Below are 16,815 nucleotides of genomic sequence, written 5' to 3'. Positions count from 1 at the left end.
GGCCTCCTTTGTCCCGCAGCCCGCTTTTGCTCATAGTGTTGCCCTATGACAGGCGCAGCTTCATGAGCGGATACCTCCCCGACAACCGTGCCGGCCGAGACGGGGCCGTGCCCTGGAGCCCGCCTCCGGGCGAACCCCGGCCCGCCCGCCTCCAGCCGCCGGGACACGGCCCCGTGCCGGTGCAGCCGCTCTGGACCGCCCAGCCGCACGGACGCACGGGTACCGCCGCAACCGTGCTGCTGATTATCGGCTCCTCCGTCGCCCTGCTGCTGGTGGCCTGGTTCCTGTGGTGGCAGCTGGGAACGGTTGCCTTCCTCCTCTGCGGGATCCTTGCGCTGGTGCCGCTGGGCATCTGCCTGCTGGGACTGCGCTGGGTGGACCGCTGGGAACCCGAACCCCGCTCGGCGCTCCTCTTTGCCTTCCTGTGGGGTGCCGGAATTTCAGTGGGCATCACGCTGCTTGCCGGACCCTATGTGGCGCAGGCGCTGTACCTGATGCTGCCGGGGCTGGCGCCGGAGTTTGTGGGCCCGGTCCTGGAAGCGCCGCTCGTTGAGGAAACCGCCAAGGGGCTCGGGGTCCTGATTCTGGTACTGGTGCGCCGGAGCCACTTTGACGGCCCGGTGGACGGGATTGTTTACGCCGGCACCGTCGCGGCGGGCTTCGCCTTTACCGAGAACATCCTGTACTTCGGCTCCGCCCTGATTTCCAGCGGGGGGCTCGGGGTGGAACTGGGCTTCGTGTTTGTGCTTCGCGGGCTGTTTTCGCCGTTCGCCCACGTGCTGTTCACCTCAGCCATAGGTCTTGGACTGGGGATTGCCGTCCGGCGCGGCGGCGCCCTGCGCATCACCGCCGGTTTCCTGCTGGGCCTGGCGGCGGCAATCCTGGGGCACATGTTCTGGAACGGCGGAACGGCGCTGGTCTCCGGCGGCTTCTTTGTCTTCTATTTCGTGCTGCAGGTGCCGTTGTTTGCCCTGGCGGTGGCCGGCGTCGTCCTGCTGCGCCGGGCGGAGCAGCGGCTGACCCGGGCCCGGCTGGGCGAATACGCCGCCGCCGGCTGGTTCACGCCCCAGGAAGTCCTCATGCTGTCCACCCGTGCCGGACGGCACCAGGCGCTGGCCTGGGCGGGGCGCTTCGGTGCCCGGAGCACCATGAAGACCTTCATCCGGGAAGCCACCAGGCTGGCACTGACCCGCCAGCAGATCGCGGCGGGCCGGAATCTGGCCGCCAACCGGGCCGCGGAGCAGACACTCCTGCAGGCCCTGACGCGCACGCGCGGCGCGATGCTGGCCCGGGCCGGGGTTGCCTGACGGCCGGCTGATGCCGCCGAACGCAAAAGCCCGCCCGCTGCCGCGGATGCGCGGCAGGGGACGGGCCGGGGTGCGAACTAGGCCTGCAGGCGGTTTTTCAGGCCAGCAGGGACGGCTTGAGCTGGTGAAGCCGGCTCAGCAGTCCGTTCACGAATGACGGCGATTCGTCGGTGGACAGGGTCTTGGCGAGCTCAACGGCCTCGCTGATCGCCACCTTGTCCGGTACGTCGTCGTTGTAGAGCAGTTCCCAGGCGCCGATCCGCAGGATGATGCGGTCCACGGAGGGCATGCGTTCCAGCGGCCAGCCCTGGGAGTACGTGCCCAGGAACTCGTCGATGGTCTCCTGCATGGAAACCACACCCTCCACCAGTTCAAGCGTGTAGGGGTTGATCGTCTGATCGGTCTGTTCCCGGCGGGCCTTGATCATGTCAAAGACCGATGCTGTACGCTGCTCAGCCTCAAACAGAACTTCCAGTGCCCGGGTCCGGGCTTTAGTGCGTGCACTCACTCGTTAACGCGTCCCAAATAATCGCCGGTGCGGGTATCTACCTTGACCTTGGTGCCCTGTTCCAGGAACAGCGGAACCTGGATTTCGTAGCCGGTCTCCACTGTGGCGGGCTTGGTGCCGCCGGTGGAGCGGTCGCCCTGCAGGCCCGGCTCCGTGTAGGTGATCTCCAGGACCACTGACGGCGGCAGCTCAATGTACAGCGGCGAACCCTCGTGGATGGCAATGGTCACCATCATGGATTCGAGCATGAAATTGGACATTTCGCCCACGATGGAGCCCGGCACGGTCAGCTGGTCGTAGTCCGAGGTGTCCATGAAGACGTAGTCGTCGCCATCCTGGTACAGGTACTGGTAATCACGGCGGTCAACGCTGGCAGTTTCGATCTTGATGCCGGCGTTGAACGTCTTGTCGACAACCTTGCCCGAACGCACGTTGCGCATCTTGGTACGGACAAACGCACCACCCTTGCCCGGCTTCACGTGCTGGAACTCGATGATGCTCCAAAGGTTGCCTTCAAGCTTCAGCACGGTGCCGTTCTTGATGTCGTTGGTCGTCGCCACAGTTTCTCTTTCGTTGATTCGCCTGGTTTCGTTTTAAGTCCGTCGACCATTCTACCTGCTCCGGGCAGCTACAGGCTGAGGCGGATGCCGCCCTGCGGCTCGGAGGCAATCTCCTGGTAGGCCGCGAACAGCAGCGAGGTGTCGGGAACCTCGAGCATGGAGGGCTTGGCCAGGCCGTCCAGGACCACGAATCGCAGCAGGTCACCGCGGGATTTCTTGTCCCGGCGCATGCCGTCCAGCAGGGCGGACCAGCGATCCTTGCGGTAAGTGACGGGCAGTCCCAGCGAGGTGAGGATTTCCTTGTGCCGGTCCGCCGTGGCGTCGTCGAGGCGGCCGACCATGCGGCCCAGTTCGGCGGCGAAAACCAGGCCCACGGATACTGCCGCGCCGTGGCGCCACTGGTAGCGCTCGGCCAGTTCAATGGAGTGGCCCAGGGTGTGGCCGTAGTTGAGGAATTCCCGGCGTCCCGCTTCGCGCAGGTCCGAGGACACAATTTCGGCCTTGACCGAGATGGAGCGTTCCACCAGTTCGCGCACGACGTCGGAGCCGCCGTCGCCCACGGCCTCGGGATTGGCCTCCACCAGGTCCAGGATCGCGGGGTCGGCGATGAAACCGCACTTGATGACTTCGGCCATGCCGCTGAGCAGCTCATTTTTGGGCAGGGTGCCCAGGGCATCGAGGTCGGCCAGCACGCCGGCGGGCGGATGGAAGGCGCCCACGAGGTTCTTGCCTTCGGCGGTGTTGATGCCGGTCTTGCCGCCCACTGCCGCATCCACCATGCCCAGCAGCGAGGTGGGAACGTGAACCACCTTGATGCCGCGCAGCCAGGTGGCCGCCACAAACCCGGCCAGGTCGGTGACGGCGCCGCCGCCCACTGCCACGATCGCATCGGAGCGCGTGAAGTCGTTCTGCCCCAGGACCTGCCAGCAGAAGGAAGCAACCTGGATGTGCTTGCCCTCTTCGGCATCAGGGATTTCCGCCGTGACGGCGGTGAGTCCGGTGGCGGCCAGTTCGTCGCGCACAGTGTCACCGGTGGCCCGGAGCGCACGCGGATGGATGACCAGGACCCGGCGGACCCGCTCCCCCAGCATGGCGGGCAGGCGGTCCAGCAGTCCGTTGCCGATCACGACGTCGTAATTGCTTGCGGGGCTTTCGCCGGTCACCGGGATGACGGTGGGATCGGAGGCCATGGGGTTAAGCTCCTTCGTTGAGGATTGTCGTCAGGCGGTCGATGATGGCCGTGACGCTGAGTCCCCTGGTGTCTATGGTGATGTCGGCCAGGGATTCGTAAACGGGGCGCCGGGCTTTTGCCAGTTCCTGCCAGCGGCGCACGGGGTCGCCGGCCAGCAGGGGGCGGTTGCCGGAGCGGGTGATGCGGGGCAGGACGGTTTGCAGATCGGTGTCCAAAAAGACCACGGTGGCGCCGCGCAGCAGCTGCTGCGTACCGGTGTCCAGCACGGCTCCGCCGCCCAGGGAAATGACGGTGCGGGACGGTTCGGCCAGGGCGGCAGCGACAGTGCGCGCTTCAACCTCCCGGAAGTAGCATTCCCCGCGTGCGGCAAAGAGTTCAGGGATCGGTCCGTGGCGCTCGGTGATGAGCTGGTCCGTGTCAATGAACTTCAGCTGGCGGCGGGACGCGAACTCGCGTCCCACCACCGACTTGCCGGCTGCCATGAAGCCGATCAGGACAATGTGGCGGCAGGTTTCAGTCTGTCCGGTCACTGGTGCCAGCCGATTCCAGGGCACCGGGGATGCTCTGGAGGTAGGACCGCAGGTTCCGGGCCGTCTCGGCCACGGAATCACCGCCGAACTTCTCGGTGACGGCTTCGGCCAGCACCAGGGCGACCATTGCCTCGGCCACGACGCCGGCGGCCGGCACGGCGCAGACGTCCGAGCGCTGGTGGTGGGCACGGGCGGGCTCTCCGGTGCTGATGTCCACTGTCTGCAGGGCATGCGGCACGGTGGCAATGGGTTTCATGGCAGCGCGGACCCGCAGGACTTCGCCGATGCTCATGCCGCCCTCGATGCCGCCGGCCCGGTTTCCGGACCGGACCGCCCGTCCCTCGGAATCCTGGAGGATCTCATCGTGTGCTGCCGAGCCGCGGCGTGCGGCGGTCAGGAAGCCGTCACCGATCTCCACGCCCTTGATGGCCTGGATGCCCATCAGGGCTCCGGCGATGCGGGCGTCGAGCCGGCGGTCCCAGTGGGTGTAGCTGCCCAGTCCCGGCGGCAGTCCGTAGGCCACGACTTCCACCACGCCGCCCAGGGTTTCGCCGTCCTTGTGGGCGGCATCCACCTCGGCGACCATGGCGGCGGAAACGTCGGGGTTGAAGCAGCGCATGGGGTCCGCGTCCAGGGCGGCGACGTCGCCGGCACCGGGAATCGCCGAACCTTCGGGGCTGCCCACGCCGGCAATGCTGACGGTGTGGGAGACGAGTTCCACGCCCAGGGACTTCAGGAAAGAGGAGGCCACCGCCCCGAGCGCGACGCGGGCCGCGGTTTCCCGCGCACTGGCGCGCTCCAGAACGGGACGGGCTTCATCAAACCCGTACTTCTGCATGCCGGTAAAGTCGGCGTGTCCGGGACGCGGGCGGGTCAGCGGAGCGTTGCGGGCGGATTCGGCGAGCAGGGCGGGATCCACCGGGTCCGGCGACATGACCTGCTGCCACTTGGGCCACTCGGTGTTGCCCACTTCAATGGCTACCGGTCCGCCCTGGGTCAGTCCGTGCCGGACTCCCCCGAGGATCCGGACGGCGTCCTGTTCAAACTTCATCCGGGCGCCGCGGCCGTAACCGAGACGGCGGCGCGCCAGCGCCTCCTGGATCATGGCAGTATTCACTTCGACGCCTGCAGGGACGCCCTCAACTATTCCTACCAGTGCAGGCCCATGGGACTCACCGGCGGTCAACCAACGCAACATGGTTTCAATACTGCCATGTCCCGTACCCGGCTTCAGCGCCGCGGTGCCCCGACAGCGTCACACATCACGTTTGTGACGGCGTTCTCTTCACGGAACGCCCCGCCGGTAAACAGGCGCACCTGTTCAACCGCCTGGTACAGCAGCATTTCCAGCCCGGGGACAATCCGTCCGCCACGGGCAGCCCAGACGTCGGCGATCCGGCTGGGCCAGGGATCGTAGGCAACATCAAGGAGGACCGCACCGGGAGCGGCTGCCCCGGCGGGCGCCGCGGCCAGCTGGTCGGCGAGGGCATCGGCACCGTGCGGGGGAAGCGTGGAGATGACGACGTCGGCCTCCGCGCATGCCGCTGCCGCCTCGTGCCAGGGGCGCAGCCGCACCTCTGTTCCGGTGCGGCGTCCGACCTCGGCCACCGGCGGAAGTCCGTCCGGCCCTGCGGTGAACCGGCGGGCACAGACCGAAACGGATGCGGCGTTGAGCCGTGCCGCGGCTGCGACGGCGGCGCAGGCTGTGCCGCCGGCACCGAGGATGACCACGTTCGGGTTGGCCTGGGCACCGGCATGGAGCAGCGCCTTAACGATGCCGGTCACATCGGTGTTGTGCCCGGTGAGGACTACGCCGCCGTCCGTGTAGTCGAAGGTCACCGTGTTCAGGACCTGCAGGTCTGCGGCCGTGGACGTGAGACGGTCCATGGCGGGGAGCAGTGCGGCCTTCAGCGGCATGGTCACCGACAGGCCGGCCCACCGGGGCTGCCCGGCATCCGTCCGCCGGAGGGACGCGGCAAAGGCTGCCGCGTCCTCTTCGGGGACGTCGATCCTGTCGTACGCACACTCAAACCCGAGGTACCCGTACGCGGCACGGTGCAGCAGCGGCGATTTGGAGTGGCCGATCGGATGCCCCAGCACGGCTGCCCGCAGCGGGCTAGCCGTCAACTACCCGCACCTGCCCGGTTCCTGCTTGCCGCACCATTCCTGGTACTGGAGCACGTACTTCGCATGCTCCGCCAGCGTGGAGGAGAACTCGGTCTGGCCAGTGTCCAGGTTGACCGTCACCCAGTAGTAGTACGGCACGTCGGCGGGATTTGCGGCCGCGTCGATGGCTTCCTTGCTGGGGGAACCGATCGGGCCGACGGGCAGTCCGGGGTTAGCGTACGTGTTGTACGGATTGGACTTGTCCGCCTTTTCCTCCGGCGTCAGGTCATAGCTCTTGCGGTTCAGTCCGTACGTCACCGTGGCGTCGGACTGGATCAGGCCGCTGGTTTCCACGTTGTCCGCCCGCAGCCGGTTCTGGATGGAGCCGGCCACCGTTGCATAGTCGGCTTCGCCGGCCTCGGCCTGGATAATGCTGGCCTTGGTCAGGATGCGGTACTGCTCGGCCGGGTCGGTGATGCCGGCTTCCTCGAGCGTGGCAAAGGTGTTGTCGACCATTTCGGTCACGATGGACGTTGCGTCCTGCTCCAGCGGGAAGCGGTACTCGCCCGGGTGCAGGTAGCCCTCAAGGCTTACGGCCGCGGGCGGCAGTCCGAAGGCCGCGGGGTCCTTGGCGAGAGCCTCGAACTCGGTCCGGGGAATTCCGGTCGACTCGGTGAGGATGTCAAACACTTCGTTCTGGCGCAGGTCGCGGGCAATGGCGGCGTAGTGCACCGCGGCGCCCTGTTCGCCCAGCAGCGCATCCAGAGCCGCAGAGGAGGACATCTGCTGCTTCATTTCGTAGGATCCGGGCTGGATTTCCCGTCCGGCGGACTCCTCCGCAAACGCGTTGACGAACTCCTTGGAGGTAGCGACGATGTCCGCCGTTTCCAGCTTGGTCCCGATCACCATCGGTCCGTCGCCTTCAGCCACCGTGAAACTGACGCTTCCGGTTCCGGCTCCTTCATAGTCCTTGATCTCGTTCATCCCGAGCAGGTCGCGGAGGAACATGGTCAGTCCGAAAACCACGCCGGCAAAAAAGACCAACACGACGAGCATCACGATGGTGCGGCGGCGCCGGCGGCGCTGCTTCTCCCTCGACGGGCGCAGGCTGCGGCGCGTCCCCTGTTCCTCGTCGAAGAACTCCTCCACGGGCGGCTTGCCCTCAGGGAGGGCGGCATACTGCTCGTCGCCCCGGCCGTGGTGGGCTGTCGGCTCATAGTCCGGCTTAGCCCCCATGGGCGGGAAATCCGGATACCTGTGGCTCACAGCGCGGCCCCGTTTCCGCGCTTATTGTCCTGGGAAATGATTGACTCCTGTGTCGGGGCCGGCAGGGCGCCTGTCTGGCGCTGCTGCCGGCATGATGTGACTGGCTCCCCCACATCGCGTCCAAGTGAACGCTGCATGTCAATAGCCTGCTGCAAAATAGCTACAGCGGCTGCTTGATCCACCACTCTACGGTGATCTTTGCTGTTCAAGCCAGCCTCGTGCAGGTTACGGTGCGCACTCACCGTTGTGAGCCGCTCGTCCACAAGGCAAACGGGAATGCTGATTCCGCCGCGGTCCAGTTCCGCAAGCAGCAGGTCGGCGTAGTCCCGGGCCATCTGCGTGGAAGCGGTTTCGGTGCCCCGCATGCTGCGCGGCAGGCCAACAAAGATCTGGACCGCGCTGCGGTCTGCCGCTTCACGCGCGAGGACCCGGATGTCGCTGTTCTTTTTCGCGTCGCGTTTGAGGGTCTTGACGGGCATGGCCAGCATTCCGTCCGGATCGCTCACGGCCAGGCCCACCCGGGCCAGGCCGACGTCTACCCCCAACTTAACCCCGCGGGGGTAGTCCTGCGGCTCCATGTCAGCCCCGATTGGCAACTGCGGCTTGGATTGCAGTGAGTGCCTCGCCGAGCTTCGAGGCGTCCGAGCCGCCGCCCTGGGCGACGTCGTCCTTGCCGCCGCCGCCGCCGCCGAGTACTCCGGCGGCCAGCTTCACCAGCGCACCTGCCTTGACTCCTGCGGCGCGGGCTTCCTCGTTGGTGGCAACAATCACCACGGGACGGGAATTGGAGACACCGGCAACTGCGACGACGGCGGCTCCGCTTCCCAGCCGCGACCGCAGATCCAGCGCGAGGGTGCGGAGGTCATCGGCACCCGCTCCCGATCCGGCGTCGTGGGCAAGAACACGAACGCCGTCGACGTCCACGGCCTTGCCCACCAGTGCAGCGGCCGACGCGGCCAGCTGCTCGCGGCGCAGCCGTTCGAGTTCCTTTTCGGTTGCCTTCAGCTTGGCCAGCGTGGCGGCCAGGCGGTCCGGCAGCTGCACGGAGGGAACCTTGAGCATTTCGGAGAGTTCGTTGACCAGGGCACGCTCTGCGGCCAGGTGGCGGAAGGCATCCATGCCCACGAACGCTTCGACCCGGCGGTTGCCCGAGCCGACGGACTGCTCCCCCAGCAGGGTGAGGCTGCCGATGCGGGACGTGGATTCGACGTGCGTGCCGCCGCAGAGTTCGCGGGACCAGTCGCCGTTCATTTCGACGACGCGCACCGTGTCGCCGTAGGCTTCGCCGAACAGCGCGGTGGCGCCCAGGGCTTTCGCTTCCGCCAGGGACATGACCTTGGTCTCGACCCGGTAGTTGCTGCGGATGGCCAGGTTGGACACCTCTTCGATTTCCGACTTTGCGGCATCGGAGAGGCCCTCGCCCCAAGAGAAGTCAAAGCGCAGGTAGCCGGCCTTGTTGAAGGAGCCGCGCTGCAGCGCTTCCGGGCCGAGGATCTGGTGCAGTGCGGCGTGCACGATGTGCGTGCCGGAGTGCGCCTGCTCGGCCTCGTGGCGGCGCTGGGCGTCAACGGCGGCCAGCACTGCCGAACCCTCGGCGATTTCGCCTTCGCGGACGATCGCCTTGTGCACGCTCAGGCCCTTGACCGGACGCTGGACGTCCTGCACTTCCAGGACAAAGCCGTCGCCGGTGATCAGGCCGGTGTCGGCAGCCTGGCCGCCGGCTTCCGCGTAGAACGGCGTCTCGTTCAGCACCAGGGAGATTTCCGATCCCTGGCCGGCGTGCGGGACGCGCGAGCCGCCGGAGATGATGCCGCGGACGGAGGATTCACTGGTCAGCTCGTCGTACCCGGTAAAGACGGTGGAGCCGGCTGCCAGCAGCTCGTTGAAGACCGAGACGTCGTTGTGGCCGTGCTTCTTGCCGCGGGCATCGGCCTGGGCGCGCTGGCGCTGCTCGAGCATGAGCGAACGGAAACCGGCCTCATCAACTTTCAGCCCGGCTTCTTCAGCCATTTCCAGCGTGAGGTCAATGGGGAACCCGTACGTGTCGTGCAGGGTGAAGGCGTCTTCGCCGGAGAGCGGCTTGCCGGCACTCTTGGACTCCTTGACGGCTTCCTCGAGGCGCTCGGTTCCGGAGGCGATGGTGCGCAGGAACGCCTTTTCCTCGGCATAGGCGATCCGGCTGATGCGGGCGAAATCCGTCTCGACCTCGGGGTAGGTGCCCTTCATGGCGTCGCGGGAGACCGGCAGCAGTTCGGGCAGGACGGCGGTTTCCACTCCCAGCAGGCGCATACTGCGGACCGCGCGGCGGATCAGGCGGCGCAGCACGTAGCCGCGGCCTTCATTGGAGGGGCTCACGCCGTCGGCGATGAGCAGCAGGGCGGAACGGACGTGGTCGGCGACCACGCGCATGCGGACGTCGTCGGTGTGGTGCGGGTCGGAGGGGTCCTCGGCGGAGGTGTATTCCTTGCCGGAGAGTTCCGAGGCCTTGTCCAGCACCGGGCGGACCTGGTCCGTCTCGTACATGTTCTCCACGCCCTGGAGAATCATGGCCAGGCGTTCCAGGCCCAGGCCGGTGTCGATGTTCTTCTGCGGCAGCTCGCCAAGGATTTCGAAGCTGTCCTTGCCGGTGCCTTCGCCGCGCTGGTACTGCATGAACACGAGGTTCCAGATCTCAACGTACCGGTCGTCATCGGCTGCCGGACCGCCGTCGACGCCGTAGGCCGGTCCGCGGTCGTAGAAGATCTCGGAGCAGGGGCCGGCGGGGCCGGGCTGGCCGGTGGACCAGTAGTTGTCCTTCTTGCCGAACTTCTGGATGCGGCCGGCGGGAACGCCGATCTTGTCGCGCCAGATGGCCAGGGCTTCGTCGTCGTCCTCGTAGACGGTGATCCACAGCTTCTCGGGCGGAAGTCCGAAACCGCCGTCGGCAACGGGCTTGGTCAGCAGCTCCCAGGCGAAGCCGATGGCTTCTTCCTTGAAGTAGTCACCGAAGGAGAAGTTTCCGGCCATCTGGAAGAACGTGCCGTGGCGGGCGGTCTTGCCGACTTCTTCGATGTCCGCGGTGCGGATGCACTTCTGCACGCTGGTGGCGCGCTTGTACGGGGCCTTCTCGCGGGCCGTGAGGTAAGGAATGAAAGGCACCATGCCGGCCACGGTGAAGAGCAGCGACGGATCATTGGTGACGAGGGACGCGGAGGGAACCACCGTGTGGCCCTTGTCGCTGAAGAAATCCAGCCAGCGGCGTGCAATCTCGTGGGACTTCATGGTGCTTTTTACCCTTCCGGTAATTCAGGCGTTTCGCTCAGTTGAGGCTGCCGGCACGAGGTGCCGGATGGCCGGTTGTGGATGTCAGCGGCGTACGGCAGCCATGGTCTCGGCAACGGTGTCGCCGGTGTCCATGCCCAGGGCGGTGCGCAGCTCGCCCTCACGTTCGCTCATGCCGTCGCGGAACGCGTCGGCGAAGTTCTGCAGGGCGTCGGCGGCGGTGCCGACGGCCTGGTTGAGTCCGGCGGGACCCAGGGTGTTCCTGGCGTCCGAGAACCGGCGGACGGCGATGACGCCGATGGTGACGCCGATGGACATCCAAAAGACTCGCTTGATCATGGGTTTCGCTCCTGTGCTGGTGGCGGGGTTAGCGGCTGCGGCGGCCGCGGCTCTTGCTGCGGGAGGAAAGGGCCGAACGGACTCCGTAGCTGAACGCTGAGACCTTGATCAGCGGCGACCCGACAGTGGCGGCCACCAGCGAGGACAGGGCGGAGATGTTGGCGGTTGCGTCAGAGACGTTCGAGGAAATGCCGTCCACCTTCTGCAGCTGCAGGTTGGTGGTGGACACCGTGGTGGTGACTTCCTCGATCAGCGGAGTGGTTTCGTCGCTGATGTTCCGGATGGCTCCGCGCAGCTCGTCAAAGACCTTGCCCAGCTTCCAGATCGGGACGGCCAGCAGCACTACCAGCACCGCGAACACACCGGCAGCAATCAGACCGGCAATATCTCCACCCGACATGGCACTCCTCTTGGGGTTGAAAAACTAAGACTTTCCGCTATGTACCTTACCTACTCCGCGGCCGCAGCACTTACTTGTGCCCCCGGGCACAGGCGAAGCCGGCGGCCGGCGGAACGGCAGCGGCGGGACGGGCAGCGGCGGCCCGACCCTAGGGCAAGCGGCAGGTGCCGCTTAACCAAACAGCCCGCGGCTTGGGCCGCGGGCTGTTCGAAAAATCGAGAAAGACTCGAGATTAGCGTGCGTAGTATTCCACGACGAGCTGCTCTTCGCAGGTCACGGGAACTTCCGAGCGCTTCGGGCGGCGCACGAGGCGTGCCTGCAGCTTGTCCAGGGAAACATCCAGGTAACCCGGAACGGCGGGCAGGACGTCGCGGTGGGCGCCGGCAGCGGCAACCTGGAACGGCGTCATGGTCTCGCTGCGCTGGTGCACATGGATGAGCTGGCCTTCGGAAACGCGGAACGACGGGCGGTCCACGCGGGCGCCGTCAACCATGATGTGACGGTGCACAACAAGCTGGCGGGCCTGGGCGATCGTGCGGGCAAAGCCGGCGCGCAGCACGAGGGCGTCAAGACGCATCTCGAGCAGCTCGATCAGGTTTTCACCGGTCAGACCGGCGGTGCGGCGGGCTTCCTCGAAGACACGGGTCATCTGTGCTTCACGGATGCCGTACTGGGCGCGCAGACGCTGCTTTTCACGCAGGCGTACCGCGTAGTCGCTGTCCTGCTTGCGACGTGCGCGGCCGTGCTCACCCGGCGGGTAAGGACGACGCTCGAAGTACTTGGCTGCCTTGGGGGTCAAAGCAATGCCGAGGGCGCGCGAAGCGCGGGCCTGACGGCGTGCACGTGTGTTGTTAGCCACGTTCACCTTTCACTGTTTTGGCGGTTTGGCCACCGCAGCCCTGGTTCTCACCGGGATACCGTGATGACTGATACGTAAGTACTGGCCTCCATTAGGGAGAGCTCGGGCCAACCGCTGCCTTCTGCTACAGACACGGCACCGGGCACAGCTCCCCGCTTACAGCGGGGAAGGGGGTCCGGCGTCGCGCTTGCCAGTCAACCATCAATCCTAGCACGGGGACGGACGCAGTTCCTTCCGGCGGCTCCCCCGGAGACTCCCCCGGCTACTTCCCGCGGATGATCCCGCGCAGCCGCTGAAGCCGCGCCGTGATGTCCCGTTCCACGCCGTTGCCGGTGGGCTCGTAGTAGTTGCGGCCCACCAGGTCATCCGGCGGGTACTGCTGCCGGGCAACGCCGTGCGGTTCGTCGTGAGAGTAGACGTAGCCCTTGCCGTGCCCGAGCTGCTTGGCTCCGGGATAGTGGGCGTCGCGCAGATGGGCGGGAATGCCCTGCCCGCGTCCGGCGCGGACATCGGCGATGGCGGCATTGATGCCGTTGTAGGCGGCGTTGGATTTGGGGGCGGTTGCAATATGCACCACGGCCTCGGCCAGGATAATCCGCCCTTCGGGCATGCCGATCAGCTGGACCGCCTGCGCTGCGGCCACCGCGGTCTGCAGGGCCGTGGGATCAGCCATGCCCACGTCTTCGGCGGCCGAAATCACCAGCCGCCGGGCAATGAACCGCGGGTCCTCCCCTGCCTCGACCATCTTGGCGAGGTAGTGCAGGGCAGCATCGACGTCCGAGCCGCGCAGGGATTTGATGAAGGCGCTGGTGACGTCATAGTGCTGGTCTCCCGCGCGATCATAGCGCAGGGCTGCCACGTCCAGCGCCTTTTCCGCGTCGCTGAGCGTGACCACCGGGGTCTCCTCGCCGTCGGCCCGTTCGGAGTAGGCGACGCCCGCGGCCGCTTCCAGCGCAGTGAGTCCGCGCCGCGCGTCGCCCGCTGCCAGGCGCACCAGGTGTTCCAGCGCCTCTTCGGTCAGCGTTACGCGTCCGGCCAGCCCGCGCTCGTCCTCCACGGCGCGCTGGAGCAGCGAGGCTATGTCCTGTTCGGTCAGCGGTTTCAGCGTCAGCAGCAGGGACCGGGACAGCAGCGGCGAAACCACCGAAAAGGACGGGTTTTCGGTGGTGGCGGCCACCAGCACCACCCAGCGGTTCTCCACGCCGGGCAGCAGCGCATCCTGCTGGGCCTTGTTGAACCGGTGGATTTCGTCCAGGAACAGCACGGTGGTGATGCGGTGCAGGTCGCGGTTGGTCAGGGCGTCCTCCATCACCCGGCGGACATCCTTCACGCCGGCGGTGATGGCGGACAGTTCCACGAATTTGCGTCCGGAACCGCGTGCAACGACATGGGCGAGCGTGGTTTTACCCGTGCCCGGAGGTCCCCAGAGCATGACCGACGACGGGCCGGCGGGGCCGCGGTCGTCGGCCGATTCGGCCAGGGTGCGCAGCGGGGATCCCGGGCCGAGCAGGTGCTGCTGTCCCACGACTTCGTCCAGCGTCCGCGGCCGCATCCGCACTGCCAGGGGGCTGCGCGGACGCTTCCGGCCGTCATCGCCCGCGGCGGAGTCCGACCCGCCGTCGTCGTACCGGTTGTCCGTGCCGGTGCCGCTGCCGCTGTCACTGTCGGTGTAGCTGTCACTGTCGCTGCTGAACAAATCACTCACATCCCAAGGCTACTCGTGCCGTAGCGTGGAGAAGGCCCGGCAACCGCCGGCTCAGCCGCACCGGAAGAATCGTCGAATGCCCGCCACCCGAACCACGTATGTATCACCCGAGCGGCTGCCCGGCTGGCTGGACCGGTTTGCAGCAGGCAACGGAGAGCTGGCGCTGACCCCCGAGCACGGCGGGCTGCACCTCGCGGCCGCCAACGGCACCGAGGCGGAAATCCTGGCCCCCTGGCCGGACGACGGCAGGCCGGGGCGGGGCACCAACGACGTCGAACGCCTGGTGTCACTGGCCGGCCAGTCCCGCACCCTCGGCATTGTGCTGCTGCGCCGCGGCGGATATGCGGCGGGCGTGGCCCGCGACGGACTGCTGCTCGCGTCCAAGGCCGGCACCCGGTACGTCCAGTCCCGCACCGCAGCAGGCGGCGGCTCACAGCAGCGCTTCGCACGTCGGCGCAGCAACCAGGCTGATGCCCTCGTGCAGACCGCTGCCGAACAGGCAGCCCGGATCTTCACCGACCAGCAGCCCGAGTACCTGGTATTTGGCGGCGACCGCGCACTGACCGAGCTGCTGGCGAACGAGCGGATTTTCCAGCCGTGGAGCGGCTTGGCCCGGCTGCGTCCCCTGGACGTGCAGGATCCCAAGCTGGCCGTGCTGGCCAGGGCCGCAAAGGACGCGGCCTCTGTTTTCATCCGGATTACGGTGCCCTAGCGGTCCGAACTGCCGTGCAGCTTCAGTCCCCCGGGCAGTTTCAGTACTCCCGGTCCCCGACCCCGGCGAGCCGGCGGACAATGATCCCGGCGGCATCCCCGCTCACCTGCCGGTAGCCGGTGCCGGCCCACAGGCTGACCCCGTCGGGGTTGCCCTCCGCTGCTGCGGCGGCCCGCAGCGGTCCGGTGATCTGGTTGATGTACGGGTACGCATCGGGCGCGTCCGGGTAAGTGCGCATGAATTCGTTGGTCAGTCCCCGGGCCGGCCGACCCGAAAAGGCCCGGGTCAGTGACGTTTCCTGCCAGCGGGAGCCGAGCGCCGCTTCCCGCAGCGCCAGGCGGTGCACCGGACTGGTCCCCGCTTCAGGGCTGAGCAGCAGGAGCGTTCCCACCTGCACCGCCGTTGCCCCGCAGGCCAGCGCCGCGGCGGCGTCCGACGGAGCAGCTATCCCGCCGGCGGCGACCAGCGGCAGGTCGGATACTTCCGCGATTCCGCGCAGGAGTTCGTCCAGCGGCACGTCGCCGGGCGCTTTGGCGCTGTCCAGGGTGCCGCGGTGGCCTCCCGCCCCGGGTCCCTGGACGCACAGAACCCGGGCTCCGGCCCCGGCTGCTGCCCGGGCTTCATCCGGGTCCGTCACCGTGATGACGGTGCAGATGTCCCGGCCGGCGAGCTCGGCCAGCACGGCAGCATCCGGCAGCCCAAATGTGAAGGACACGACCGCCGGCTGCTCCTGCAGGACCAGATCCAGTTTGGCCGGCCAGCCGTCGTCGTCGTCCGGGTTCGGGTGTCCGGGCTCCAGCCCGGTGCCGGCCGCCAGCCGGTCCCGGAAAGCCAGCGCCGCGGCAAGCTTTCTGTCTGCCTCGGCAGCGGCGCAGGTATTGGCGGCGTAGGTATTGGCATGGTCCGGCACAAAGAGGTTCACACCGAACCCGGCACCGGTCAGGCTGCGGGTCCGGAGAATCTGCTCACGGACAGCGTCGGCGCTCTTGTAGCCGGCCGCCAGGAATCCGAGTCCCCCGGCGCTGCTGACCGCAGCCGCCAGTTCAGGAGTGGATACGCCTCCCGCCATCGGCGCGCCGAGGACGGGAAGCGGCAGGGAGTGCAGATTGAACATGCGGGTCCTCAGCAGGTTTTACAGGGTGACGGTGCCGTCGATGGATGTGACCGTGGATCCGCCCACCCAGATTTTGCCGTCGCGCGTGAAAACGCGGACCCGGCCGTCGCGCCTGACCGCCGTACCCTGCCTGACGATGTACCGCTCCGGTGCCAGCTCAGCGCCAATCAGCCACTGCGCCAGGCCGGCGTTAAGGCTTCCGGTGACGGGATCTTCGGTGATGCCGAGCCCGGGCACAAAGGCGCGGACCTCGTAGTCGGTTTCAGCGTCCGCAGGCTGCGCGCCGATGACACCCACGCGCAGGCTTCCCATGACAACCGGATCCGGCTTCAGTGCCAGCACCGCTGCGGCATCCGGGAGCAGCAGTCCCAGCCAGCCGGGTCCGTTGTCGATCCAATTGGAGGCAAGGATCTGGGTGCGGTCCAGGTTCAGGGCCTTCAGCGCCTGGTCAAGGACCTCGTCTTCAAGCGGTCCCGAGCGCAGCAGCGGCGGTGCGGCGAAAGCGGCAATGCCGGCATTGGCGTGCAGCGTCACGAGGCCGATTCCGCATTCCTGCACGACGACGTCGGGATAGCGCCGCTTGTTCCCGGCCTCCAGCCACGCGTGGCAGGTTCCCAGCGTGGGGTGCCCGGCAAAGGGAATCTCGCCGCCCGGGGTGAAGATGCGGACCCGGTAGTCAGCCCCGTCCCTGGTGGGCGGCAGCACGAACGTGGTTTCCGACAAGTTGGTCCACCGCGCAAAAGACTCCATGTCGGAGTCCGAAAGGCCTTCGGCTTCCAGAACCACGGCAAGGGGATTGCCCAGATACGGTTCACTGCCAAAGACGTCCACCTGTTTAAACCACCGCTGTTTCATAGCCAAACTCTATCCCCTGGCTGCCGGGAGTTTTATGAAGCGGAGTTTTACGAAGTAAGGCATCCGTTTGCAACCCTGCATCGGCCGCGCCTACCTTGGGA

Annotated in this window: 17 protein-coding genes; 2 read left to right on the top strand and 15 right to left on the bottom strand. The window is 67.0% G+C overall.

Features of this window, described 5'->3' with window-relative positions:
- Nucleotides 1-62 precede the first annotated feature (62 nt).
- Nucleotides 63-1,307, top strand: a complete 1,245-nt coding sequence (locus tag WKB88_RS13085) for a PrsW family intramembrane metalloprotease (RefSeq protein WP_341394978.1) — start codon at nt 63-65, stop codon at nt 1,305-1,307.
- A gap of 97 nt (nt 1,308-1,404) precedes the next feature.
- On the opposite strand, the gene nusB is transcribed toward WKB88_RS13085, so the two are convergent.
- The 13 genes from nusB to WKB88_RS13020 all read right to left on the bottom strand — a co-directional run bounded on the left by nusB (nt 1,405) and on the right by WKB88_RS13020 (nt 14,033).
- A complete protein-coding gene (gene nusB, locus WKB88_RS13080) occupies nt 1,405-1,815 on the bottom strand; it encodes a transcription antitermination factor NusB (protein ID WP_341394977.1) in 411 nt (136 codons plus the stop codon).
- A complete protein-coding gene (efp, locus tag WKB88_RS13075) occupies nt 1,812-2,375 on the bottom strand; it encodes an elongation factor P (protein ID WP_341394976.1) in 564 nt (187 codons plus the stop codon). The genes nusB and efp overlap by 4 nt, the downstream gene beginning before the upstream one ends.
- A 68-nt stretch (nt 2,376-2,443) precedes the next feature.
- The gene (gene aroB, locus WKB88_RS13070) at nt 2,444-3,565 is read right to left on the bottom strand and encodes a 3-dehydroquinate synthase (RefSeq protein WP_341394975.1); all 1,122 of its coding nucleotides are present in this window, start codon (nt 3,563-3,565) and stop codon (nt 2,444-2,446) included.
- 4 nt (nt 3,566-3,569) lie between these two features.
- The gene (locus WKB88_RS13065; RefSeq protein WP_341394974.1) at nt 3,570-4,097 is read right to left on the bottom strand and encodes a shikimate kinase; all 528 of its coding nucleotides are present in this window, start codon (nt 4,095-4,097) and stop codon (nt 3,570-3,572) included.
- Nucleotides 4,081-5,295 carry a chorismate synthase gene (gene aroC, locus WKB88_RS13060; protein WP_341394973.1) on the bottom strand — a complete coding sequence of 405 codons (1,215 nt, stop codon included), beginning with the start codon at nt 5,293-5,295 and terminating at the stop codon, nt 4,081-4,083. The genes WKB88_RS13065 and aroC overlap by 17 nt, the downstream gene beginning before the upstream one ends.
- A 32-nt stretch (nt 5,296-5,327) precedes the next feature.
- Nucleotides 5,328-6,224 carry a shikimate dehydrogenase family protein gene (locus WKB88_RS13055; protein ID WP_341394972.1) on the bottom strand — a complete coding sequence of 299 codons (897 nt, stop codon included), beginning with the start codon at nt 6,222-6,224 and terminating at the stop codon, nt 5,328-5,330.
- On the bottom strand, nt 6,225-7,439 hold the full coding sequence (gene mltG, locus WKB88_RS13050) for an endolytic transglycosylase MltG (protein ID WP_341394971.1): 1,215 nt from the start codon (nt 7,437-7,439) through the stop codon (nt 6,225-6,227).
- Nucleotides 7,440-7,465: 26 nt separating this feature from the next.
- On the bottom strand, nt 7,466-8,047 hold the full coding sequence (gene ruvX, locus WKB88_RS13045) for a Holliday junction resolvase RuvX (protein WP_341394970.1): 582 nt from the start codon (nt 8,045-8,047) through the stop codon (nt 7,466-7,468).
- Nucleotide 8,048: 1 nt separating this feature from the next.
- The gene (gene alaS / locus WKB88_RS13040) at nt 8,049-10,730 is read right to left on the bottom strand and encodes an alanine--tRNA ligase (RefSeq protein ID WP_341394969.1); all 2,682 of its coding nucleotides are present in this window, start codon (nt 10,728-10,730) and stop codon (nt 8,049-8,051) included.
- 84 nt (nt 10,731-10,814) lie between these two features.
- Nucleotides 10,815-11,069 carry a hypothetical protein gene (locus WKB88_RS13035; RefSeq protein WP_341394968.1) on the bottom strand — a complete coding sequence of 85 codons (255 nt, stop codon included), beginning with the start codon at nt 11,067-11,069 and terminating at the stop codon, nt 10,815-10,817.
- Nucleotides 11,070-11,097: 28 nt separating this feature from the next.
- Complete coding sequence (locus WKB88_RS13030) at nt 11,098-11,469, bottom strand: DUF948 domain-containing protein (protein ID WP_341394967.1); 372 nt, start codon at nt 11,467-11,469, stop codon at nt 11,098-11,100.
- A 232-nt stretch (nt 11,470-11,701) separates the two neighbouring features.
- Nucleotides 11,702-12,328: a 30S ribosomal protein S4 gene (rpsD, locus tag WKB88_RS13025; protein ID WP_104054795.1), complete on the bottom strand. Its 627-nt coding sequence runs from the start codon at nt 12,326-12,328 to the stop codon at nt 11,702-11,704.
- A gap of 262 nt (nt 12,329-12,590) precedes the next feature.
- Nucleotides 12,591-14,033 carry a replication-associated recombination protein A gene (locus tag WKB88_RS13020; protein WP_341394966.1) on the bottom strand — a complete coding sequence of 481 codons (1,443 nt, stop codon included), beginning with the start codon at nt 14,031-14,033 and terminating at the stop codon, nt 12,591-12,593.
- A gap of 76 nt (nt 14,034-14,109) precedes the next feature.
- Here WKB88_RS13020 and WKB88_RS13015 point away from each other — a divergent pair, with 76 nt between their 5' ends.
- Nucleotides 14,110-14,745, top strand: a complete 636-nt coding sequence (locus WKB88_RS13015) for an acVLRF1 family peptidyl-tRNA hydrolase (protein ID WP_341394965.1) — start codon at nt 14,110-14,112, stop codon at nt 14,743-14,745.
- A gap of 40 nt (nt 14,746-14,785) precedes the next feature.
- Here the strand turns inward: WKB88_RS13015 and WKB88_RS13010 are convergent, their stop codons facing one another.
- Entirely contained in the window at nt 14,786-15,859 is a 1,074-nt protein-coding gene (locus WKB88_RS13010) for a nitronate monooxygenase (RefSeq protein ID WP_341394964.1), read from the bottom strand.
- 18 nt (nt 15,860-15,877) lie between these two features.
- Nucleotides 15,878-16,714 (bottom strand): PhzF family phenazine biosynthesis protein, encoded by an 837-nt coding sequence (locus WKB88_RS13005; RefSeq protein ID WP_341394963.1) that lies wholly within the window; start codon nt 16,712-16,714, stop codon nt 15,878-15,880.
- Nucleotides 16,715-16,815 lie beyond the last annotated feature (101 nt).

The organism is Arthrobacter sp. G119Y2 (assembly GCF_038069765.1).
Taxonomy (GTDB): domain Bacteria; phylum Actinomycetota; class Actinomycetes; order Actinomycetales; family Micrococcaceae; genus Arthrobacter_B.
Note: the sequence above shows the minus strand (reverse complement) of the source record. Positions and strands in the feature narration are given on the sequence as shown.